General features: G+C 74.2%; 22 protein-coding genes and 1 pseudogene. 7 read left to right on the plus strand and 16 right to left on the minus strand.

The genetic code is table 11. The features are described 5' to 3' along the window. Positions 1-271: 271 nt before the first annotated feature. Genes ACIRO3_RS22720 through ACIRO3_RS22745 form a run of 6 tightly spaced genes read left to right on the plus strand, consistent with a single transcriptional unit; the run spans position 272 to position 7,271 of the window. Complete coding sequence (locus ACIRO3_RS22720) at positions 272-1,606, plus strand: ADP-ribosylglycohydrolase family protein (protein WP_404139631.1); 1,335 nt, start codon at positions 272-274, stop codon at positions 1,604-1,606. Further along, the gene (locus ACIRO3_RS22725; RefSeq protein ID WP_404139504.1) at positions 1,603-2,757 is read left to right on the plus strand and encodes an ADP-ribosylglycohydrolase family protein; all 1,155 of its coding nucleotides are present in this window, start codon (positions 1,603-1,605) and stop codon (positions 2,755-2,757) included. The genes ACIRO3_RS22720 and ACIRO3_RS22725 overlap by 4 nt, the downstream gene beginning before the upstream one ends. Beyond that, entirely contained in the window at positions 2,754-4,220 is a 1,467-nt protein-coding gene (locus ACIRO3_RS22730; protein WP_404139507.1) for an ADP-ribosylglycohydrolase family protein, read from the plus strand. The genes ACIRO3_RS22725 and ACIRO3_RS22730 overlap by 4 nt, the downstream gene beginning before the upstream one ends. Further along, on the plus strand, positions 4,217-5,182 hold the full coding sequence (gene rbsK, locus ACIRO3_RS22735) for a ribokinase (RefSeq protein ID WP_404139510.1): 966 nt from the start codon (positions 4,217-4,219) through the stop codon (positions 5,180-5,182). Before ACIRO3_RS22730 ends, rbsK begins: the two co-directional genes overlap by 4 nt. After that, positions 5,179-6,459 carry a CaiB/BaiF CoA transferase family protein gene (locus tag ACIRO3_RS22740; protein ID WP_404139512.1) on the plus strand — a complete coding sequence of 427 codons (1,281 nt, stop codon included), beginning with the start codon at positions 5,179-5,181 and terminating at the stop codon, positions 6,457-6,459. Before rbsK ends, ACIRO3_RS22740 begins: the two co-directional genes overlap by 4 nt. After that, positions 6,456-7,271 (plus strand): HpcH/HpaI aldolase/citrate lyase family protein, encoded by an 816-nt coding sequence (locus ACIRO3_RS22745; RefSeq protein WP_404139515.1) that lies wholly within the window; start codon positions 6,456-6,458, stop codon positions 7,269-7,271. Before ACIRO3_RS22740 ends, ACIRO3_RS22745 begins: the two co-directional genes overlap by 4 nt. 92 nt (positions 7,272-7,363) lie before the next feature. On the opposite strand, the gene lgt is transcribed toward ACIRO3_RS22745, so the two are convergent. The 11 genes and pseudogenes from lgt to hisI form a co-directional block, all read right to left on the minus strand. Next, on the minus strand, positions 7,364-8,410 hold the full coding sequence (gene lgt, locus ACIRO3_RS22750; RefSeq protein WP_404139517.1) for a prolipoprotein diacylglyceryl transferase: 1,047 nt from the start codon (positions 8,408-8,410) through the stop codon (positions 7,364-7,366). A gap of 358 nt (positions 8,411-8,768) precedes the next feature. Continuing rightward, a pseudogene (locus tag ACIRO3_RS22755) lies at positions 8,769-9,563 on the minus strand (DsbA family protein); the annotation flags it as partial. Positions 9,564-9,658: 95 nt separating this feature from the next. Then, a complete protein-coding gene (trpA, locus tag ACIRO3_RS22760; protein ID WP_404139520.1) occupies positions 9,659-10,498 on the minus strand; it encodes a tryptophan synthase subunit alpha in 840 nt (279 codons plus the stop codon). Continuing rightward, positions 10,495-11,769 carry a tryptophan synthase subunit beta gene (gene trpB / locus ACIRO3_RS22765; RefSeq protein WP_361773833.1) on the minus strand — a complete coding sequence of 425 codons (1,275 nt, stop codon included), beginning with the start codon at positions 11,767-11,769 and terminating at the stop codon, positions 10,495-10,497. The genes trpA and trpB overlap by 4 nt, the downstream gene beginning before the upstream one ends. A 192-nt stretch (positions 11,770-11,961) precedes the next feature. Then, positions 11,962-12,171: a tryptophan biosynthesis modulator TrpM gene (gene trpM / locus ACIRO3_RS22770; RefSeq protein WP_365999418.1), complete on the minus strand. Its 210-nt coding sequence runs from the start codon at positions 12,169-12,171 to the stop codon at positions 11,962-11,964. Between the two features lie 6 nt (positions 12,172-12,177). Next, the gene (gene trpC, locus ACIRO3_RS22775; protein ID WP_361773836.1) at positions 12,178-12,987 is read right to left on the minus strand and encodes an indole-3-glycerol phosphate synthase TrpC; all 810 of its coding nucleotides are present in this window, start codon (positions 12,985-12,987) and stop codon (positions 12,178-12,180) included. Positions 12,988-13,159: 172 nt separating this feature from the next. Beyond that, positions 13,160-13,666, minus strand: coding sequence for a DUF2752 domain-containing protein (locus tag ACIRO3_RS22780; protein ID WP_404139524.1), 507 nt, complete (start codon positions 13,664-13,666; stop codon positions 13,160-13,162). 59 nt (positions 13,667-13,725) lie between these two features. After that, on the minus strand, positions 13,726-13,977 hold the full coding sequence (locus ACIRO3_RS22785; protein WP_361773842.1) for an HGxxPAAW family protein: 252 nt from the start codon (positions 13,975-13,977) through the stop codon (positions 13,726-13,728). Positions 13,978-14,077: 100 nt separating this feature from the next. After that, positions 14,078-14,743, minus strand: a complete 666-nt coding sequence (locus tag ACIRO3_RS22790) for a TIGR02234 family membrane protein (protein ID WP_404139526.1) — start codon at positions 14,741-14,743, stop codon at positions 14,078-14,080. A gap of 14 nt (positions 14,744-14,757) precedes the next feature. Further along, positions 14,758-16,248, minus strand: a complete 1,491-nt coding sequence (locus ACIRO3_RS22795) for an anthranilate synthase component I (RefSeq protein ID WP_404139529.1) — start codon at positions 16,246-16,248, stop codon at positions 14,758-14,760. Positions 16,249-16,262: 14 nt separating this feature from the next. Next, positions 16,263-16,619: a phosphoribosyl-AMP cyclohydrolase gene (hisI, locus tag ACIRO3_RS22800; protein ID WP_267800838.1), complete on the minus strand. Its 357-nt coding sequence runs from the start codon at positions 16,617-16,619 to the stop codon at positions 16,263-16,265. Between the two features lie 92 nt (positions 16,620-16,711). Here hisI and ACIRO3_RS22805 point away from each other — a divergent pair, with 92 nt between their 5' ends. After that, positions 16,712-17,344 (plus strand): TIGR03085 family metal-binding protein, encoded by a 633-nt coding sequence (locus tag ACIRO3_RS22805; protein WP_361773853.1) that lies wholly within the window; start codon positions 16,712-16,714, stop codon positions 17,342-17,344. Positions 17,345-17,373: 29 nt separating this feature from the next. Here ACIRO3_RS22805 and ACIRO3_RS22810 read toward each other — a convergent pair whose 3' ends face one another. Genes ACIRO3_RS22810 through hisH form a run of 5 tightly spaced genes read right to left on the minus strand, consistent with a single transcriptional unit; the run spans position 17,374 to position 21,107 of the window. Continuing rightward, on the minus strand, positions 17,374-18,576 hold the full coding sequence (locus ACIRO3_RS22810; RefSeq protein WP_404139533.1) for an MFS transporter: 1,203 nt from the start codon (positions 18,574-18,576) through the stop codon (positions 17,374-17,376). 17 nt (positions 18,577-18,593) lie between these two features. After that, positions 18,594-19,349, minus strand: coding sequence for an imidazole glycerol phosphate synthase subunit HisF (gene hisF, locus ACIRO3_RS22815; RefSeq protein ID WP_361773859.1), 756 nt, complete (start codon positions 19,347-19,349; stop codon positions 18,594-18,596). Further along, positions 19,346-19,741 (minus strand): RidA family protein, encoded by a 396-nt coding sequence (locus tag ACIRO3_RS22820; RefSeq protein ID WP_267800845.1) that lies wholly within the window; start codon positions 19,739-19,741, stop codon positions 19,346-19,348. The genes hisF and ACIRO3_RS22820 overlap by 4 nt, the downstream gene beginning before the upstream one ends. After that, on the minus strand, positions 19,738-20,466 hold the full coding sequence (priA, locus tag ACIRO3_RS22825) for a bifunctional 1-(5-phosphoribosyl)-5-((5-phosphoribosylamino)methylideneamino)imidazole-4-carboxamide isomerase/phosphoribosylanthranilate isomerase PriA (protein WP_404139536.1): 729 nt from the start codon (positions 20,464-20,466) through the stop codon (positions 19,738-19,740). The genes ACIRO3_RS22820 and priA overlap by 4 nt, the downstream gene beginning before the upstream one ends. Beyond that, on the minus strand, positions 20,466-21,107 hold the full coding sequence (gene hisH / locus ACIRO3_RS22830) for an imidazole glycerol phosphate synthase subunit HisH (RefSeq protein ID WP_361774035.1): 642 nt from the start codon (positions 21,105-21,107) through the stop codon (positions 20,466-20,468). The genes priA and hisH overlap by 1 nt, the downstream gene beginning before the upstream one ends. Between the last annotated feature and the right edge of the window lies 1 nt (position 21,108).

Here is a 21,108-nt window from a genome sequence, read left to right on the forward strand (position 1 = left end):
GGCCGAGCCCGCCGGGGCCCGCGGCGCGGGCGCCACGCCCCCGCCCCCCTCCCCCGCGCAGCCGGGCCTCCCCCGCCCTCCCGCCACCCCTCCCGCACCGGATCGGGGCGCCGAAACCGCGCCGCCGGCCCCGGACCCCGTCCCCGCCCTGGTCCCCGTTCCCACGCCCGTCCCCGTTTCCGCGCCCGTCACGGCCCCCGCCCTCGCCACCGCCCCCGCCCTCGTGCCCGTTCCCGTGTGGGGCACCGTCCCCGTGTGGGGCACCGTTCCCGTGTCGGGCACCGCCCCCTCGCCGGCGGCGTTCGGGGGTCCGCCCCCGCCGGCCACGGTCGCGGGCCGGGGCCCCCGGGGCGGGCACCCCCCGGTCGAGACGCCGAACCCGAGGCCAGGCACCACCGCCCTCGCCGCCCCGCCTCCCGGGGAGGCGCCCGGCGCCGCGTCCACCACGGCGGGGCCGACGGGTCCGCGCCGCATCGAGGGGCTCCTCCTCGGCCTCGCCGCGGGCGACGCGGCCGGGTGGCCGGCCGCCCGGCACCGGGCCAGCCGGATGCCCGAGTGGACCCGCCGCCTCACCCGCGAACTCGACACCTTCGCCGAGCAGAACGCCACCACCACCCTCCCCGTCCCGATCGCCCTCAACCAGCCCCCGGAGCCGCTGCGCCTCGGGCCGTCCGACGACGCCGAGTGGGCCGCCTTCGCCGCCGAGTCCGTGCTGACGGCGGCCGGCGTCCTGCTCAGCGACCTCAGCCGGTCCCGCAGGATGCGCGCCGCCATCGACCTGGCGTGGAACGCCCTGGCCTCCGAGGTCGCGGCGGCGGCCGAGCGCGCCCCCGAGGTCGAGTCGGCCGTACTGCCCCTGCGCGCCCGGATCTCCGTCCGCGCGGGCCTCGGCAACCTGGCCGCCGGGCTGCGCCCGCCCGCCACCGGCCACGACAACCCGCACTACTTCGACGACGCCGCCTGCGTCCGGGCCTGTGTCCTCGCCGTCGTCCACCCCGGGGACCCCCGCGCCGCGGCCGACCTCGCCGAGTTCGACGCCCGGTACACGCAGGACGGCGACGGGGTGCACGGCGCCCGGGCCATGGCCGCCGCCATCGCCACCGCCCTCACGGGCGCGGACGTCGACGCCGCCGTGGACGCCGCCCTCGAACAGCTGCCCGCCTCCACCGAGATCGGCCGCAACGCCCGCCACGCCCTCGCGCTCGCCCGCGCCGAGCCGGGCGGGGGCGCCTTCGCCATCGTCCCGCTGCTGGAGCACCAGATCGTCGATCACGTGTACAGCTACGGCATCGCCGCCGCCGAAACCGTCCCGGTCGCCCTCGCCCTGGCCACCGCGGCCCGCGGCAGGGTCTGCGAGGCCGTCCCGGCGGCCGCCTGCCTCTCCCGCGTCGCGGACTCCGCCCCCGCCCTGGCCGGCGCCCTCGCCGGCGCGCTCGGGGGCGGCGACTCCCTCCCGGCCGCCTGGCGCGAGGCCTGCCGCACCCTGTCCGGCTGCGCCCTGCCCCGCCTCGCCGGTACCGATCTCGTCGAACTCGCCGCGCTCCTCACCCGTACGGAGCTCACCTCCCCCAAAAACCCCAACGCCCAAGGGATGATTCGGACATGACGCACACCCCCCTCTCGCTCGACGACCGGGTGGCCGGCTCCCTGATCGGCGCCGCCGTCGGCGACGCACTCGGCGGTCCGGTGGAGGGCTGGTCCCCGGACCGGATCGTCGAACGGCACGGGGGTCGGGTGCACGGCATCGTCGGCCCCTGGTACGAGGATTGGCGCACCGCCCGCCCCATCGCGCCCTACCACAAGGGCGACGGGCACGTCACCGACGACACCCTCATGACGCACGCCCTGGTACGGGTCTACGCGAGCGTGCGGGACCACCTGGACGCGTACTCCGTCGCCGACCACCTCGTGCCGGACCTCATGACGAACCCCCGCTGGATCCCGGAGCTGGAAGCCGAGGCCCTGCCCCTCCAGCGGATCTTCCTGGCCGAGAAGTGGATCGTGACCCGGCTCCACTACGCCCACGCGGACCCCCGCGAGGCCGGCTCCGGCAACATCGTCAACTGTGGCGCCGCGATGTACATGGCCCCGGTCGGGCTCGTCAACGCCGGCCATCCGGCGGCCGCGTACGCGGAGGCGCTGGACGTCGCGGGCGCGCACCAGTCCTCGTACGGCAGGGAGGCGGCGGGCGTCTTCGCGGCCGCGGTGGCGGCGGCGTGCCTGCCGGGCGCGACGGCGGCGTCGGTCGTCGAGACGGCCCTGTCGCTGGCGAAGGACGGCACCCGGGAGGCCATCGCGGCGGTGTGCGAAGTGGCCGTGCGGTACCGGGACTTCGAGTCGGCGCTGATCCCGCTGCGCGCGGCGGTCGCCCCGTACGACTCGGTGGGCCCGGACTACCGCACGCCCTCGCTCGGCGCGCGCCGGCCCTCGCGGCTGCACTCGATCGAGGAACTGCCCGTCGCGCTCGGCATGTTGCTGGTGGCCGACGGGGCGTACGAGGCGTCCGTGCTCGGGGCGGTCAACTACGGGCGGGACTGCGACTCCACCGCCACCATGGCCGGGGCGATCGCCGGCGCCCTGGGCGGCGAGGCCGCGGTCCCCGCCGGCTGGGCGAAGCGGGTCGCGGAGGCCAGCCGGCTGGACCTGCACGCGCCGGCCGCCGCGCTGACGGCCGTGGCCCGCGAGGTCTTCGACCGCGACCGGGACCGGCGCCGCGCCCACGAGGCGGCCTTCGCCGAGATCGCGACGCCGCGGTGAGCGGGCCCGCGGCGTGCCCGGTACGCCTGACCTGGGTCCAGCCGGAGGACCTGGTCGGGCACGAGTTCCGTCAGGCGGCGCAGGACGGCCGGAACGCGGAACCGCTGCTGCGCGCCTGGCTCGCCGCCGGGGGCCGCGTGGCCCCGGCCCGCGCCGGCGCCTCCACCGCCCCGGCGCCGCCGGAGCTCCGCGCCCTCGCCGGCCGGCTGCTGTCCGAACTCGCCGCCCTGCCCTCGCCGCTGGCCGCCGACGAGCCGGAGACCTGGGCCGCCATCCGCTCCAGTTGGCCGCCGGCTCCCCCGCCGCCCCGCCCCGGCGACCGGCCCCCGCCCGAACCCCGGCCCCGCGCGCTCGCCGACCGCACCGCGCCACCACCACCGCCGCCGCCACCGCCACCGCCGCCCCGCGCCTACATCGCCCGGTTGGAGGCCGCCTGGCTCGGGCGCGCCGTCGGGTGCCTGCTCGGGAAACCCGTGGAGAAGCTCCCCCTGGAGGGGATCCGGGCCCTCGCCCGCGCCGCCGGCAACTGGCCGCTGTCCGACTGGTTCACCGCCCGCGGCGTCCCGCCGGAACTGCTGGCCGCCCACCCCTGGAACCGCAGGTCAGCCCCGACCTCCCTCGGCGAGAACATCGACGGCATGCCCGAGGACGACGACCTCAACTACCCCCTGCTGAACCTGCTCCTGCTCCAGCGCCACGGCAAGGCCTTCACCACCGCCGACGTGGCGCGGCTCTGGCTCGACGAACTCCCCGCCGGCCGGACCTTCACCGCCGAGCGCGTCGCCTACCGCAACCTCCTCCAGGGCCTGGAGCCCCCGGCGACCGCCACCCATCACAACCCGTTCCGCGAGTGGATCGGCGCGCTCATCCGCGCCGACGTCCACGGCTGGACCAACCCGGACGACCCGGTGGCCGCCGCGGCCCAGGCCCACCGGGACGCCGCCCTCACCCACACCGGCAACGGCGTCTACGCGGCCCTCTTCGTCGCCGCGGCCGTCGCCGAGGCGGCCGGCGGTCTCGGCGACGTGCACGGCGCGCTGCGGGCCGGACTGGCCGTCGTACCGCCCCGCTCGCGCCTCGCCGAGGCCGTCCGCTTCGGCATCGACACGGCGGGCCGGCACCGCGACTTCGACCGGGTCGTGGACCGCCTCCACGCCCGCTACGACCGTCACCACTGGGTCCACGCCCTCCCGAACACGGCCCTGATCGCGGCGGCGCTCACCCACGCCGACGGCGACTTCGCCCGGTCCGTCTGCAACGCCGTGTCCGGCGGCTGGGACACCGACTCCAACGGCGCGACCGCCGGTTCCCTCGCCGGACTCCTCGCCGGGTCGCCCGAGCGGCTCCCGCGCCGTTGGACGGCGCCGCTGGGCAACCGTCTCGCCACCAGCGTGCCCGGTTTCGACGGCGTCGGCTTCGACACACTCGCCCACCTCACCGCTCAGGAGGCAGCCCGCTCATGATGGCCATCGCCGTGCTCGGCAGTACGAACATGGATCTCGTCGCCTACGTCTCCAAGGCGCCGCGCCTCGGGGAGACCGTCACCGGCCGCGCGTTCCACACGGTCCCCGGCGGCAAGGGCGCCAACCAGGCCGTGGCCGCCGCCCGCCTCGGCGGCGAGGTGGTGATGATCGGCGCGGTCGGCGCGGACGAGTTCGGCGTACGGTTGCGCTCCGCGCTCGCCGCGGCCGGCGTGGAGACGGCCGCCCTGCGCACGGTGGAGGGGGCCAGCGGCACGGCCCACATCACCGTCGACGACGAGGGCGCGAACAGCATCGTCGTCATCCCCGGCGCCAACGCCCGTGTCACCGGCCTGGAGGCGGGTGACGACTCCCGGATCGGCTCCGCCGACTCCCTGCTCCTGCAACTCGAACTCCCCCTGGAAGCCGTGCTCGCCGGGGCCCGCGCCGCCCGCGCCCACGGTGTCCGTACGATCCTGACCCCGGCGCCCGCCCGGCCCCTGCCCGCCGAACTCCTGGGCGTCACCGACCTCCTGGTGCCCAACGAGCACGAGGCGGCGGCCCTCACCGGCCTCACCGACCCGCACCGGGCGGCCGAGGCGCTCCTGCGCAGCGTGCCGCAGGTGGTGATCACCCTCGGTGGGGCCGGGGTGCTGTTCGCCGCGCGGGGGCGCGAGCCGCTGGCCCTGCCGGCGATCCGGGTGCGGGCCGTGGACACCACCGCCGCCGGGGACACCTTCGTCGGGGCGCTCGCCGTGGCCGTCGGGGAGGGCCGCCCGATGCCCGAGGCGCTGCGCTGGGCCTCGGCGGCGGCCGCGCTGTCCGTGCAACGGCCCGGCGCCCAGGACTCGATGCCGACCCGCTCCGAGACCGACGCCTTCGCCGCGACCGCGCCCGACACCGGCCCGGAGGCCGGAGCCGGCACCGCCGCGACGGCCGGCCGAGCCACCGGGAGCGCCTCGTGACCCGGACTCCGCACTCCGCACTCCCGCACACGCCCGCGCCCGCGCCGGCCACCGCCTCCGACCCCGGCCCCGGCGCGGGCTCCGACCGGGTCACCGGCCCCCTCGCCGGGCTGCGCGTCCTGGACCTCGCCACCCTGTTCGCCGGGCCGCTGGCGGCCACCCTCCTCGGGGACTTCGGCGCGGAGGTCGTCAAGGTCGAGCACCCGGTCCGCCCCGACCCCTCGCGCGGACACGGCCCCGCCAAGGACGGGGTCGGCCTCTGGTGGAAACTGCTCGGTCGGAACAAGCGGACGATGACCCTCGACCTGTCCACCCCCGGCGGCCGGGACACCCTGCTGCGCCTCGCCGCCGGCGCCGACGTGATCATCGAGAACTTCCGTCCCGGAACCCTGGAGAAGTGGGGTCTGGGCTGGCCGGAACTGTCCGCCGCCAACCCGCGGCTGGTGCTGGCCCGCGTGACGGCCTTCGGCCAGCAGGGCCCGTACGCCCACCGCCCCGGCTTCGGCACCCTCGCCGAGGCCATGAGCGGCTTCGCCGCGATCACCGGCGAACCGGACGGTCCGCCGACGCTGCCCCCCTTCGGGCTCGCCGACTCCATCGCCGCGCTGACCACCGCGTACGCCGTGATGGCGGCGCTGGCCGGCAGGGACCGCACCGGGCGGGGGCAGGTGGTGGACCTGGCCATCATCGAGCCGATCCTGACGGTGCTGGGCCCGCACCCGCTCTGGTACGACCAGCTCGGTTTCGTACAGCCGCGCACGGGCAACCGCTCCACCAACAACGCGCCCCGCAACACCTACCGCAGCGCGGACGGGCGGTGGCTGGCCGTCTCCGCCTCGGCGCAGTCCGTCGCGGAGCGCGTGATGCGGCTCGTCGGACGACCGGAGCTGATCGCTGAGCCCTGGTTCGCGACGGGCTCCGGCCGGGCCGCGCACGCGCGGGAACTCGACGAGGCGGTCGGCGGTTGGATCGCCCGGTACAAGGCGCAGGAGGTGATCGCCGCGTTCGAGGACGCCCAGGCGGCGGTCGCCCCGGTCTACGACGTACGGGACGTCATGGCCGATCCGCAGTACGCGGCCCTCGGCACGATCACCGAGGTGGAGGACCCGGAACTCGGGCCACTCCGCATGCAGAACGTGCTGTTCCGGCTGTCCGACACCCCGGGTTCCATCCGCTGGGCGGGCCGCCCCCACGGCGCGGACACCGAAGCCGTCCTCACCGAACTCGGCCTGACCGAGGCCGAGATCACCGCACTCGCGAAGGACGGAGTCCTGTGATCCTCACCTGGCTGTACGCTCCCGGCGACCGCCCCGAGGTGGTCTGGAAGGCCCTGCACTCGGGGGCCGACTCGGTCATCGTCGACCTGGAGGACGGGGTCTCGGCGTCCCGCAAGGAGTACGCCCGGGCCGCGACCGCCGAACTGCTCGTCGACCGGCCGCCGGTGCCCGTGCAGGTCCGGGTCAACGCCCTGGACTCGCCCTGGGCCGGCGCCGACCTCAGCGCCCTCACCGGGCTCCGGGGGCTGTCGGGGCTGCGGCTCCCGAAGATCGCCGCCCCCGAGCAGATCACCGCCGTCGCGAACCGCACCGGCGGCGTGGCCCTGTACGCCCTGCTGGAGTCGGCCCTGGGCGTGGAGCGGGCGTACGAGATCGCGCGCGCCCACCCGGCGCTGCGCGGCCTCTCCCTCGGTGAGGCGGACCTCCGGGCCGACCTGAACGTCAGCGCCGAGGCGGGCCTGGACTGGCCGCGCTCCCGGGTGGTGGTCGCGGCGCGGGCCGCGGGACTGGTCGCGCCCGCGCAGTCGGTGTTCCCCGACATCCGGAACCTGGAGGCGCTGGCCGTCTCCTGCGCGCACGGCCGGGCCCTCGGCTTCCTCGGCCGGGCCGCGATCCACCCGCGCCAGCTCCCGGTGATCGAACGGGCCTACGTGCCCGGCCCGGAAGAGGTCAGCGCCGCCGAGGAGATCGTCAGCGCCGCCCGGGCCACTCCGGGCGCGCTGGCCCTCCCCGACGGCCGGTTCGTGGACCCGGCCGTGGTCGCGGCGGCCCACCGGACCCTGACCCTCTCCCGCCGCGGCGACCGGGTGTAGGCCGTGGGTCGACCCCGTCGGCAACGGGAGAAGGGTGCCGCGCGAGCGCGACACCCTTCTTCCGTTGATCACGGACCCTCGGTCCGGACCGGTCAGACCTTCTTGGCCTCGGAGGCCGTGCCGGGGGCCGACTCCGCGTCCGCCCGCCCCGCGTCCTTCGCCTCGGCGTCCTTCGGCGCGGTGTCCGTCGGCCCGGTGTCCTTCGGCGCGTCCTCGGCCTTGACCAGGCTCGGCGCCGTGTCCCCGGGCTCGCTCTTCGCCTCCGCGTCCTTCGCGTCGGCGTCCGCGGCGTCGGTCGGGGTCTTCGCGGGCCCGGCCGCGGGACCGCGGTCCGGCTCGACGATCTCCTCGCGGCCCGGCCGCAGCTTCGCGGACAGCACCAGGTAGATCACGGCCAGCAGGAAGACGACGATCGAGGTCCAGACGTTCAGCCGCAGGCCCAGGATGTGGTGCGCCTCGTCGACCCGCATGTACTCGATCCAGCTGCGGCCGACGCAGTACGCGGCGACGTACAGGGCGAAGGCGCGGCCGTGTCCCAGCTTGAAGCGGCGGTCGGCCCAGATCACCAGGGCGGCGACGCCGATGCACCACAGGGACTCGTACAGGAAGGTGGGGTGGTAGGTCCCCCCGACCCGGTTCGGGCCCTCGCTGATCTCCACCGCCCACGGCAGGTCGGTGGCGCGGCCGTAGAGCTCCTGGTTGAACCAGTTGCCCCAGCGTCCGAAGGCCTGGGCCAGCGCGATGCCGGGGGCCAGGGCGTCGGCCCAGGCCGGCAGCGGGATGCCGCGCAGTCGACAGCCGATCCAGGCGCCCACCGCGCCCAGCGCGATCGCGCCCCAGATGCCGAGGCCGCCTTCCCAGATCTTGAAGGCGTCGACCCAGTTGCGGCCCTCGCCGAAGTAGAGCTGGTAGTCGGTGATGACGTGGTAGAGGCGACCGCCGACAAGGCCGAACGGCACCGCCCACACGGCGATGTCCGCGACCGTGCCCGGCTTTCCGCCGCGCGCGATCCAGCGCCTGTTGCCGAGCCAGACGGCGACGAAGACGCCGATGATGATGCAGAACGCGTAGCCGCGGAGCGGGATCGGTCCGAGATGGATCACGCCGGTCGACGGGCTGGGGATATAGGCAAGTTCCATGGCAGGACCGACGCTACCCTGCCGGGCGGTGCAGACCGCAACCCGCCCGGCAACCTCGGCTGAATCGATACAGGGACGCCACTTCCTCCCCGCAGGCCTCTCAGTCCTCGCCGGCCCCCCGTGAGACGGAAGCGGAACCGGCCTGGCTCCCCGCGGTCGAGCCCGACCTCGACGCGGAACCGGCCGACGCGGACCCGGTCGACGCGGAACCGGTCGACGCGGAACCGGTCGACGAGGACCCGGTCGACGAGGACCGGGTCGACGTCGAGGACGACAGCCCGGACGAAGACGAGGGCGAGGCCTTCGACCCGTTCTTGCCCGTCCCGGACGCCTTCGGGCTCGGGGCGGCCGATCCGCCGCCCTTCGCCGCGGCCTCCACCTGCGCCTTCAACTTCTGCGGGGTGAGCGGGTTCGCCTGGTCGGCGAAGATGTCCTTCCCGTCGAGGAGGATCGTCGGGGTGCCCCGGAACTTGCCCTCGCGGAAGGCCTCCTGCGACTTTCCGACCCAGGCGTTGTGCTCGCCCTTCTCGACGCAGGCGCGGAACGCGGGGGTGTCCAGCCCTTCCACCTTCCCGGCCAGCTCCAGCAGCTTGGCGTTCTTGCCGTAGGCGTCGTCGACCTCCTCGGGCTGGTTCTGGAAGAGGACGTCGTGGTACGCGGGGAACTTCCCGGCGTCCTGGGCGCACGCGGCCGCGTTGGCGGCCTTCAGGGAGCCGGTGCCGCCCATGTTCCCGTCGATCAGCGTGACCAGGTGGTAGTCGACCTTGAGCAGCCCCTTCCCCTCCAGCTCGTGGACGGTGGCCCGGTAGTTGTCCTCGAAGGCCTTGCAGGCCGGGCAGCGGAAGTCCTCCCAGACGGTCAGCTGGGACGCGGCCGCGTCCTTGCCCGTCCGGATCGCGAGCGCGTCCTTGCCCACGGCCCCTGACGGGGCGACCACCGGGCCCTTGGCGGAGTCGCCGGACTTCCCGGTGTTGGCCGCGATCAGGCCTACGACGGCGGCCAGGCCCAGTACGCCGACCACCGCCGCCGACACGATCAGGGTCCGCCGGCGCTTGTCCCGGGTCTTCTGCCGCTCGCGCTCCACGAGGAGTCGCTCCCGGGCCGATCGTTTCGTCGCATCGCGGTTCGCACCGTCGTCGTTCTTGTCGCTCACGTTCGGCCAAACGAAGCGGGGAGGCACTCTCGTGCCTCCCCGCTCCCACTTCCACCCGATCGGGCTACAGAACCCCGCTCGGGGCCCGTCCCGCGTCAGGACCTGCGTACGCCTTCCGCAAGCTCGGCCGCCAGCGCGCGCACTCCGGCGAGCCCGCTGTGCGGGTCCGGGGAGTCGAGCAGGATCTTCACGAAGGCCGAGCCGACGATCACCCCGTCGGCGAAGGCGGCGACCTCCTTCGCCTGCGCGGCGTTGGAGACGCCCAGGCCGACGCAGACCGGGAGGCCGCGGCGGGCGCCGGGGGTGGCGCGGGTCCGCTCGACGAGCGCCTGTGCCTCGTTGCCGACGGATTCGCGGGTGCCGGTGACGCCCATCAGGGAGGCCGCGTAGACGAAGCCCGAACCGGCATCGGTGATGGTGGCCAGGCGGGCGTCCCGGCTGCTGGGGGCCACGACGAACACGGTGGCCAGACCGTGCTTCGTCGCGTGCTCGCGCCACAGCGCGGACTCCTGCACGGGCAGGTCGGGCAGGATGCAGCCCGCGCCGCCCGCCGCCGCCAGCTCGGCGGTGAACCGCTCGACGCCGTAGCGGTCGATGGGGTTCCAGTACGTCATGACCAGGATCGGGACCCCGGTGGCCTCGTGGGCCTCGCGCACGGTGCGCATCACGTCGGCGATCTTGACCCCGCCGCGCAGGGCGATGTCGTCGGCGGTCTGGATGATCGGGCCGTCCAGGACCGGGTCGCTGTGCGGCAGCCCGATCTCGACGATGTCCGCGCCGCCCGCGATGACGGCCTTGACCGCTTCGATGCCGCCGTCGACGGTCGGGAAGCCGGCCGGCAGGTAGGCGACGAGGGCGGCACGGTCCTCGGACTTCGCCTTCGCGAGGGTCGCGCTCAGCAGTTCGATGTTGCCGGTCCCGTGCGTGGCGCTCACTTGTCGTCCCCCTCGGAGAACTCGTTCTCGGCGACTTCGCCGTCGGTGTCGTACAGGTCGAAGTACCGCGCGGCGGTGTCCATGTCCTTGTCGCCGCGACCGGACAGGTTGACGACGATCAGCCCGTCCTTGCCCAGCTCCCTGCCCAGGTCGAGGGCGCCCGCCAGGGCGTGCGCGGACTCGATCGCCGGGATGATGCCCTCGGTGCGGGAGAGCAGGCGCAGGGCCTGCATCGCGGCGTCGTCGGTGACCGCCCGGTACTCGCCGCGGCCGGTGTCCTTGAGGTAGGAGTGCTCCGGGCCGATGCCCGGGTAGTCCAGGCCCGCCGAGATCGAGTACGGCTCGGTGATCTGGCCCTCCTCGTCCTGGAGGACGTAGGAGCGGGAGCCGTGCAGGATGCCGGGCTCGCCCGCCGTGAGCGTGGCGGCGTGCTCTCCGGTCTCGACGCCGTGTCCGGCGGGCTCGAAGCCGACCAGGCGGACGTCGGCGTCGGGGATGAAGGCGTGGAACAGGCCGATGGCGTTGGAGCCGCCGCCGACGCAGGCCGCGACGGCGTCGGGCAGCCGTCCGACGCGCTCCAGGATCTGCCGGCGGGCCTCGACGCCGATGACCCGGTGGAAGTCGCGGACCATGGCGGGGAAGGGGTGGGGGCCGGCGACCGTGCCGAAGAGGTAGTGGGTGCGGTCGACGTTGGCGACCCAGTCGCGGAAGGCCTCGTTGATGGCGTCCTTGAGCGTCCGGGAGCCGGACTTCACGGCGATGACCTCGGCGCCCAGCATGCGCATCCGGGCCACGTTCAGGGCCTGGCGCTGTGTGTCGATCTCACCCATGTAGATGGTGCAGTCGAGGCCGAAGAGGGCGCAGGCGGTGGCGGTGGCCACGCCGTGCTGGCCGGCTCCGGTCTCGGCGATGACGCGGGTCTTGCCCATGCGCTTGGTCAGCAGTGCCTGACCCAGCACGTTGTTGATCTTGTGCGAGCCGGTGTGGTTGAGGTCCTCGCGCTTGAGGAAGATCCGCGCGCCGCCCGCGTGCAGGGCGAACCGCGGCACCTCGGTGAGGGAGCTGGGCCGGCCGGTGTAGTTGACCATGAGCTCGTCGAGCTCGGCCGCGAAGGCCGGGTCGCCCTTGGCCTTCTCGTACTCGACGGCGACCTCGTCCACGGCGGCCACGAGGGCCTCCGGGATGAACTTGCCGCCGAAGTCGCCGAAGTAGCCCTCGGCGTTGGGGACGTGACCCTCGGGGTCCGGGATGAAGAACGAGCTGGTGGACATGGCCACTACTCCTACGGGGTGCGACGGGAGGACTTCACCGTATTGCGCCGTCGGCCCGCACCACGCGCACCCCGCTGAGGGGTGGGGAGGGTACGGACGGAGCGACCCGCGCCCGGAGCCGGCGGCTCGGGACGGCGGGCCGTACGGGACCACCCGGCGGGTACCTGCGGTACCGGACGGGCGTGGTCTTCGTTACGGCGCCGGGGCGCCGCGCCATCGCATGCCGTTGACCTGGCCCGGCTCGGAGCCGATCACGTAGCGCACCCGCCGCCCGTGCACGCGCCGGGCCGGGGCGCGGCAGCCGCGGGGGCGGCAGCCGCGCGCCAGCGGCGCGTGCGTCGTCGGCACGGCGGCCGGGCCGGGGCCCGGTCGGGTGCGGACGAGGGAGCGGAAGGGCGGCACGGAGGGTCAGCTCCGCCCGTGGCGCAGGGCGGGGTGGGCGCCGGCGGCGACGAGGTCGGCCACGGCCGCCTTCGGGTCGCGTCCGGTGACCAGGGACTCCCCGACGAGGACGGCGTCGGCGCCCTCGTTGGCGTAGGCGATCAGGTCGTGCGGTCCGCGGATGCCGGACTCGGCGATCTTCACGATGTGGTCGGGGATCTCCTGGACGACGCGCTCGAAGGTGGAGCGGTCGACCTTGAGGTCCTTGAGGTTGCGCGCGTTGACACCGATGATCTTGGCTCCGGCGGCGACGGCGCGCTCGACCTCCTCCTCGTCGTGGACCTCGACGAGCGGCGTCAGACCGATGGTCTGGGCGCGCTCGATGAGGGAGACCAGGGCCTCCTGTTCCAGGGCCGCGACGATCAGCAGCGCGAGGTCGGCGCCGTAGGCGCGGGCCTCCCAGAGCTGGTACGCCGTGACGATGAAGTCCTTGCGCAGGATCGGGATGTCCACGCGGGCGCGGACGGCCTCCAGGTCGGCCAGCGAGCCGCCGAAACGGCGCTGCTCGGTGAGGACGGAGATGACCGCCGCACCGCCCGCCTCGTAGTCGGCGGCGAGCCCGGCCGGATCGGCGATCGCGGCCAGCGCGCCCTTGGAGGGGCTGGAGCGCTTGACCTCGCAGATCACCTTGACGCTGTCGCCGCGCAGGGCGGCGACACCGTCCTTGGCCTGGGGCGCCTTGGCGGCACGCTCCTTGAGCTCGTCGAGGCTCACGCGGGCCTGCCGTTCGGCAAGGTCTTCGCGGACCCCTTCGATGATCTCGTCGAGCACACTCACGCGAGCGGCCCCCTTCCGGGTCGATGACGGTCGGCCGCCTTGCAGACACGTATCACTGCAAGGTCAGCACTCAAATGGTATCCGCAGGTCGCCGCGGCCTCCGCACGAACATCGTCGTTTCCCAGGGACTGGACAGTCGGAACAGGGGGTTCCTCCGGCTGCCGCCCGGGCCTCAGGGGGCCAGGGCCGACCCGACGGGAAGATTGCGGACAATCGCGAAAGTCAGCATCAGAACACCGAAAACCCACCAGTACGCCGGCTTCAGGGCGATCCGCGGGGCCGGGGCGCCGCGCGCGGCCCGCACCAGCCACACGGCGGTGAACGCGGCGAAGAGGAGGTAGCCGACGACCGCCGCCGCGTTCGCGCCGAGGGCGGTGAGCAGGTCGCCGTGCGCGAAGGCGTGGGCGCTGCGCAGCCCGCCGCAGCCCGGGCACAGGATGCCCGTCAGCCGGAACAGCGGGCAGACCGGGTAGTGCCCCGGTTCGTTGGGGTCGACCGCGCCCACGTACGCGAAGGCCGCGACGACCCCGGCCAGGGTGAGGACGGGAACGGTCGTCGAGCGGGCCCGGGAGGCCCGCGCCGGGGCGGTCGGGACGTACGGGGGGACGGCCGGTCCGGGGGCGGGACGCGCGGCGGGAGGGGTGCGGGAGGGGTCCACGCGGCGATTCTCTCCGGTCATGACAAAAGGCGCAGCCCGACAGGGCCGCGCCTTCCGCCGCTTCTCCCGGTCCTCGCGCGTCAGACGCTCGCGGGGACCTTGGACGCGGCGATGACCTCGGCGAGGTCCTTGTGGGCCGCCTTCGGAGCGCCCATGCCGGCGGCCTTCATCGCCATGCCGACGACACCGCCGAGGACGACGACGACCAGGCCGGCGTAGAACCCGAGCGGGTTCGCGAGCACCATGAAGGCGCCGGAGACGCAGAAACCGATGAAGGCGATGATGACACCGGTCCAGGCGGCCGGGGTGTGTCCGTGGCTCGTGCCCGCCATGAGTTGCTCCTCGTTGCTCTGTCGCACGTCACGTGCTGTGTCGAACGCTCGGTGCCCATTGTCCCGCACCGGACGCGGCGCCCGCTCACGGGGGGTCCCGTCAGCCGGTGGGGTCCTCGCCCCGGTCCAGAGCCTTCCACAGGTCCTCGGGCCGGTCCGGGTCCACGGGCGCGGGCGTGCGGGCGCGGGGGCTGCCGTCCCGTTCGTAGCGGCCGCCCATCGCGGGCCAGTTCCGGCCGTGGCGCAGGGCCAGGAGGCCGGCGAGCAGGATCAGGGCCCCGCCGACGGCGGTGACGTACGGCCACGCCGTATGGGTGAGTCCCACCACCCGCGCCGCGGTGTCGGCGGTGGTCCTGGCGGCCTGTTCGTCCAGGGCCCGGTGGTCGTCGGCGGCGAAGACGGCCGCCAGGGCGGCGCCCAGGCCGCTCAGCGCGAGCAGCCCGGACACCAGCCGCCGGCTCCTGCCGCGGACGGCGAAGACGGCGACCAGCGCGGCGAGGGCGACGATGGCCAGGGCGGCGGGCAGGCCGGTGACGGCCCGCCCGTCCGCGCTCAGCGGCAGCGAACCGCCGCCGACGGCCGCCCGGCCCTCGGCCCAGATCCGGCCGGAGGCGAGCAGGACGACGGTGGCGCCGAGCGCGCCGAACAGCAGGGCGACGGCCACGCTGCGGCGGCCCGCGCCGTTCTCGGGGCCCGGCGGGACCTCTTCGGTCCCGGGGGCGTCGGCATCGTTTCGGGGCGGGGGTAGGGCACTCACGTACCCCACTATCCCCTACGCCCTCAGCCGCGGTGGAGGCGGTTCGCCGCTCCCACCGCGCGCAGCACCGCGGCGGCCTTGTTGCGGCATTCGAGGTCCTCCAGCTCGGGCACCGAGTCCGCCACGACCCCCGCCCCGGCCTGCACGTACGCCGTGCCGTCGCGCAGCAGCGCGGTACGGATGGCGATGGCCGTGTCGGAGTCCCCGGCGAAGTCGAGGTAGCCGACGCAACCGCCGTACAGCCCGCGGCGGGTGGGCTCCAGCTCCTCGATGATCTGCATGGCGCGCGGCTTGGGCGCGCCCGACAGGGTGCCGGCCGGGAAGCAGGCGGTGAGCACGTCGAAGGCGGTCTTGCCCTCGGCGAGCCGGCCGGTGACGGTGGAGACGATGTGCATCACGTGGGAGTAGCGCTCGATCGACATGAAGTCGACGACCTCCACCGACCCCGGGGCGCAGACCCGGCCCAGGTCGTTGCGGCCGAGGTCGACGAGCATCAGGTGCTCGGCGCGTTCCTTGGGGTCCGCCATCAGCTCTTCGGCGAGTTCGTTGTCCCGCTGCGGGGTGGCCCCGCGGTGCCGGGTGCCGGCGATCGGGTGGACCATGGCCCGGCCGTCCTCGACCTTGACCAGCGCCTCGGGACTGGACCCCACCACGTCGAAGCCGTTCTCGAAGCGGAAGAGATACATGTACGGGGAGGGGTTGGTGGCCCGCAGCACCCGGTAGACGTCCAGCGCGGAGGCCTCGCAGGGCGTCTCGAACCGCTGCGAGGGCACCACCTGGAAGGCCTCGCCGGCCCGGATGCGCTCCTTCACGTCCTCCACGGCCGCCTGGTACTTCTCGCCGCCCCACAGGGCGGAGTACTCCGGCAGCTCGGAGGCGGGCAGCGGGGTGGGCACGTACGGGGCGGGCCGCGCGAGGTCGGCCTCCATGGCGTCGAGCCGGGCGACCGCGTGCGCGTACGCCTCGTCCACGCCCGTGTCGAGGTCGTTGTGGTTGATGGCGTTGGCGATGAGCTGGACCGTGCCGTCCCAGTGGTCCATGACGGCCAGGTCGGAGGTGAGCAGCATGGTCAGCTCGGGGAGCTCCAGGTCGTCGGCGGTGTGCTCGCCGATGCGCTCCAGGCGGCGCACGATGTCGTAGCCGAGGTAGCCGACCATGCCGCCGGTGAAGGGCGGCATCCCGCCGGCGATGTCGCGGGGGGTGTGCAGGGCCTCGACGGTGGCGCGCAGGGCCTCCAGCGGGTCGCCGTCGGTGGGGACGCCGACCGGCGGGGTGCCGATCCAGTGGGCCCGGCCCTCGCGGACGGTCAGGGTGGAGTCGCTGCGGACGCCGACGAAGGAGTAGCGGGACCAGGAGCGGCCGTTCTCGGCGGACTCCAGGAGGAAGGTTCCGGGGCGTTCGGCGGCCAGCTTGCGGTAGAGCCCCACCGGCGTGTCCCCGTCGGCCAGCAGTTTGCGGCTGACGGGGATCACGCGGCGGTCGACCGCGAGCTTGCGGAACGTCTCAAGATCCATGGCGTGGGACCTACCTATTCGGCGTCGCTGAGAAGGACATCGGCGTCGAAGCACGTACGGGCGCCGGTGTGGCAGGCGGCCCCGACCTGGTCGACCTTCACGAGCAGGGTGTCGGCGTCGCAGTCGAGGGCGACGGACTTCACGTGCTGGAAGTGGCCGGAGGTGTCTCCCTTGACCCAGTACTCCCGGCGGCTGCGGGACCAGTACGTGCAGCGCCCGGTGGTCAGGGTCCGGTGCAGGGCCTCGTCGTCCATCCAGCCGAGCATGAGCACCTCACCGGTGTCGTACTGCTGGGCGATGGCCGGAACCAGACCGTCCGCGGACCGCTTGAGACGGGCGGCGATGGCGGGGTCGAGGGAGGTCGTACTCATGAGGCCATTGTGCCGGGCGAAGGCGACGATCACGGAGCGCCGTCCACCAGATGGGCGGGCGCGCGGCGGGTTCCGGCCGTAGGCTGGCCCGCATGTCTACCCATGCGAAGCGTGAACGACTGCTCCTGGCCGACCTGTTGGAGTCGGCGGGGCCCCAGGCGCCGACGCTGTGCGACGGCTGGCGCGCTCGGGAACTCGCGGCGCACGTCGTCGTCCGCGAGCGGCGCCCGGACGCGGCGGGCGGGCTCCTGCTGAACGTGCTGAAGACCCGGCTGGACAAGGTGATGGAGGAGTACACGGCCAAGCCGTACGAGGAACTGATCCGGTTGATCCGTACCGGCCCGCCGAAGATGTCCCTCTACTCCCTGAAGCAGATCGACGAGGCGGCCAACGCGGTGGAGTTCTACGTCCACGCGGAGGACGTCCGGCGGGCCCAGCCGGACTGGACGCCGCGCGCCCTGGACCCGGTGTTCTCGGACTCCCTCTGGTCCCGCCTGGAGAAGTTGGCCCGGCTGACGGGGCGCCGCTCCCCGGTGGGTCTGGTCCTGCGCCGCCCGAACGGCCAGACGACGGTGGCGCACAAGGGCACCCCGGTGGTGACGGTCACGGGCGAGCCGGGCGAACTCACGCTGTTCTGCTTCGGCCGGCAGTCCTCGGCGGCGGTGGAGCTGGACGGCCCGGCGGAGGCCGTCGCGAAGCTGACGACGGCGCAGCTGGGCCTGTAGCGCGCGGCAAGCGGGCGCGGGGGTGGCGGTCAGGCGAAGGCGAGTTCCGCCCGGCGGACCTCCCGGGCCGAGGTGCCCACCACCGCCCCGGCCATGCTCAGCAGGCCACCGGCCAGGAACACCGGGGTGATCCCCCACAGGTCCACCGCCAGGCCGAAGACCGGGTAGGACAGCGGGGCCAGGCCCACCGCCGTGAAGGCCATCACCGAGCTGACCCGGCCCAGGTACGCGGCGTCGGTGGAGGTCTGGATCAGGGCGACGGCCAGGCCTCCGCAGATGCCGCAGACCAGCCCGGTCACCAGCGCGACGACGACCGCCGTCGACAGGCCGGGGGCCAGGACGAGGCTGCCGATGCCGGCCGAGCCGACGATCAGCGTGAGGTTCTGCACCGCCCCCGCCCGGGGGAACCTGGGCACCAGTGTCAGGACCAGGGCGCTGGACGCCGCGCCGGCCCCGAAGGCGCCGATGATCCAGCCGACCCCGCCGGCGCCCCAGCCCCGTTCCTCGGCCAGCAGGATCAGTCCCAGGGTCAGCGGCGCGGAGGTGCCGAGCTGGCTCAGCGCGCCGGACACCGTCAGCGGGCCGATCACCGGGTGCCGCCGGATGTAGGCGAGCCCGGACAGCAACTGCCGCCAGGGGCTCTGCCCCGCCGCGGGATCCTCGGCGTCCCGCGCCGTCGGGGCGATCCGTACGGCCAGCAGCAGCACCAGGGAGAGCCCGAACAGCGCGGCGGCCACGCCGAAGGCGGCCCCCACCCCGCCCAGGCCGATCGCGAGACCCGCCACCGGCGGACCCGCGGTGTGCCCGACGCGTTCGGCGAGGCTGCGCAGCCCCTGGACCCGCACGAGTTGCCCGGGGCCGGCGATACGGGGCGGCAGCGCCCCGACCGCCGGCATGAACAGCGCGTCCACGGCCCCGAAGACGAGGGCCACCGTCACCAGGACCCACAGCCCCGGAGAGGCGAGGGCGACGATCAGGGCCAGCGCGAGGATGACCGCGCAGCGCACGGCGTCGGAGGAGACGACCACGAGCCGGGGACCGAAGCGGTCGGCGACCACCCCGCCGCCCAGCATGAGCAGGGCCCTGGGGACGGCGCCGGCCGCCATGACCAGCCCGACCTCGGCGGGGCCGGCCACGTGCGCGGCGGTCCAGCCGAGGGCGAGGAAGTAGATCGCGTCGCCGATCAGTGAGGCGGCGTAGGCGGCCAGCCAGCGCCATGTGTTCCGGTTCAATGCAGCCCCCCGGGGCGTCAGCGCACCGGGTGGCCGGCCCCCCGCAGCGCGTCCTTGACCTGGCCGATGCGCAGGTCGCCGAAGTGGAACACCGACGCGGCGAGTACCGCGTCCGCGCCGGCCTCGACGGCCGGCGGGAAGTGCTCCAGTCTGCCGGCGCCGCCGGAGGCGATCACCGGCACCGTGACGTGCCTGCGCACGGCCGCGATCATCTCCGTGTCGTAGCCGTCCTTCGTACCGTCCGCGTCCATCGAGTTCAACAGGATTTCCCCGGCGCCCAGTTCGGCCGCGCGGTGGGCCCATTCGACGGCGTCGATGCCGGCGCTCTGCCGGCCGCCGTGGGTGGTGACCTCGAAGGAGCCGGAGGCGGTGCGCCGGGCGTCCACGGACAGCACGAGCACCTGTCGTCCGAACCGCTCGGCGATCTCCCGGATCAACTCGGGGCGGGCGATGGCGGCCGTGTTGACGCCCACCTTGTCGGCGCCCGCCCGCAGCAGCTTGTCGACGTCGTCGGCGGTGCGCACGCCGCCGCCGACGGTCAGCGGGATGAAGACCTGTTCGGCGGTGCGGCGCACCACGTCGTAGGTGGTCTCGCGGTTGCCGGAGGAGGCGGTGATGTCGAGGAACGTCAGCTCGTCGGCGCCCTCGGCGTCGTACAGCTTGGCCATCTCCACCGGGTCGCCGGCGTCGCGCAGGTTCTGGAAGTTGACTCCCTTGACCACGCGGCCGTTGTCCACGTCCAGGCAGGGGATCACCCGTACGGCGAGGGTCATGCGGTGGCTCCTGAGGGACCGAAGGCTTCGACCTCCACCTCGACGACCATGGAGGGGTCGACGAAACCGGAGACGATGATCATGGATGCGGCGGGCCGCACCGCGTCGAACAGCTCCTTGTGGGCGCGGCCGACATCCTCCACGTCCCGGGCGTGCGTGAGGTACATGCGGGTGCGCACCACGTGCTCGGGGCCGAGCCCGGCCTGCTCCAGGGCCTTGAAAGCCACGCCGAAGGCCGTGATGGCCTGGTCGTACGGGCCGCCCCCGTCGGCGGCGGTGCAACCGGAGACGAGGACCAGGCCGTTGGGGAGCTGTACGGCGCGCGAGTAGCCGATGACGTCCTCGTAAGCGCCACCGGAGGAGATGCGTCGTACCTGGTCGGGAGAGCTCATGCGCGGACCACCTTCAGGGCTTCTTCCAGGGTGAAGGCCTTGGCGTACAGGGCCTTGCCGACGATGGCGCCTTCGACGCCCTGCGGGACGAGCGCGGACAGGGCCCGCAGGTCGTCCAGCGAGGAGATGCCGCCGGAGGCCACGACGGGCCGGTCGGTGGCGGCGCAGACGTTCTGCAGCAGCTCCAGGTTGGGGCCGGTCAGCGTGCCGTCCTTGCCGATGTCGGTGACGACGTAGCGGGCGCAACCCTCGGAGTCCAGGCGGGCGAGGGTCTCGTAGAGGTCGCCGCCCTCGCTGGTCCAGCCGCGGCCCTTGAGGGTGGTGCCGCGCACGTCGAGGCCGACCGCGATCCTGTCGCCGTGCTCGGCGATGGCCCGGGCGGCCCACTCGGGGGTCTCCAGGGCGGCGGTGCCCAGGTTGACGCGGGTGCAGCCGGTGGCGAGGGCCGCGGCGAGCGAGGCGTCGTCGCGGATGCCGCCGGACAGTTCGACCTTGATGTCCATGGCGCCGGTGATCTCGGCGACCAGGGCGCGGTTGTCACCGGTGCCGAAGGCGGCGTCGAGGTCGACCAGGTGGAGCCATTCGGCGCCGGACGCCTGCCAGGCGAGGGCCGCCTCCAGCGGGGAGCCGTAGGAGGTCTCGCTGCCGGACACCCCGTGGACGAGGCGGACGGCCTGTCCGTCGCGGACGTCGACCGCGGGGAGGAGTTCAAGGGTCTTCGGCATCAGAGGGTCTCGATCCAGTTGGTGAGGAGCCGGGCCCCGGCGTCGCCGGACTTCTCGGGGTGGAACTGGGTGGCCCACAGGGCCCCGTTCTCCACCGCCGCGACGAAGGGCTCGCCGTGCGTGGCCCAGGTGACCTTGGGTGCGCGGATCAGCGGGTTGGTGACTTCCAGGCTCCAGTCGCGCGCCGCGTACGAGTGGACGAAGTAGAAGCGGGCGTCCGCGTCCAGGCCGGCGAAGGCCTGGCTGTCGGCCGGCGCGTCGACGGTGTTCCACCCCATGTGCGGGACGACGGGGGCCTTGAGCGGTCCGACCGTACCGGGCCACTCGTCGAGGCCCTCGGTCTCCACGCCGTGTTCGATGCCGCGCTCGAAGAGGATCTGCATGCCGACGCAGATGCCCATGACGGGGCGGCCGCCGGAGAGCCTGCGGCCGATGATCCAGTCGCCGCGGGCGTCCTTGAGGCCCCGCATGCAGGCGGCGAAGGCGCCGACGCCGGGGACGAGGAGTCCGTCGGCGTCCATGGCCTTGTCGTAGTCGCGGGTGATCTCGACGTCGGCGCCGACGCGCGCGAGGGCGCGTTCGGCGGAGCGGACGTTGCCGAAGCCGTAGTCGAAGACGACGACCTTCTTGGTGGGGGTCAAG

The sequence above is a fragment of the Streptomyces sp. NPDC102278 genome, assembly GCF_044766345.1.
In the GTDB taxonomy this organism is placed as follows: Bacteria; Actinomycetota; Actinomycetes; order Streptomycetales; family Streptomycetaceae; genus Streptomyces.

Coding starts and splice junctions, on each gene's coding strand:
- ACIRO3_RS22725 (WP_404139504.1), top strand. CDS start 1,603: ATGACGCACACCCCCCTCTCGCTCGACGACCGGGTGGCCGGCTCCCTG.
- hisF (WP_361773859.1), bottom strand. CDS start 19,349: ATGACCCTCGCCGTACGGGTGATCCCCTGCCTGGACGTGGACAACGGC.
- lgt (WP_404139517.1), bottom strand. CDS start 8,410: ATGGAACTTGCCTATATCCCCAGCCCGTCGACCGGCGTGATCCATCTC.
- ACIRO3_RS22785 (WP_361773842.1), bottom strand. CDS start 13,977: ATGGCGGGCACGAGCCACGGACACACCCCGGCCGCCTGGACCGGTGTC.
- trpB (WP_361773833.1), bottom strand. CDS start 11,769: ATGTCCACCAGCTCGTTCTTCATCCCGGACCCCGAGGGTCACGTCCCC.
- ACIRO3_RS22795 (WP_404139529.1), bottom strand. CDS start 16,248: ATGGATCTTGAGACGTTCCGCAAGCTCGCGGTCGACCGCCGCGTGATC.
- rbsK (WP_404139510.1), top strand. CDS start 4,217: ATGATGGCCATCGCCGTGCTCGGCAGTACGAACATGGATCTCGTCGCC.
- ACIRO3_RS22805 (WP_361773853.1), top strand. CDS start 16,712: ATGTCTACCCATGCGAAGCGTGAACGACTGCTCCTGGCCGACCTGTTG.
- hisI (WP_267800838.1), bottom strand. CDS start 16,619: ATGAGTACGACCTCCCTCGACCCCGCCATCGCCGCCCGTCTCAAGCGG.
- ACIRO3_RS22780 (WP_404139524.1), bottom strand. CDS start 13,666: ATGACCGGAGAGAATCGCCGCGTGGACCCCTCCCGCACCCCTCCCGCC.
- priA (WP_404139536.1), bottom strand. CDS start 20,466: ATGCCGAAGACCCTTGAACTCCTCCCCGCGGTCGACGTCCGCGACGGA.
- ACIRO3_RS22820 (WP_267800845.1), bottom strand. CDS start 19,741: ATGAGCTCTCCCGACCAGGTACGACGCATCTCCTCCGGTGGCGCTTAC.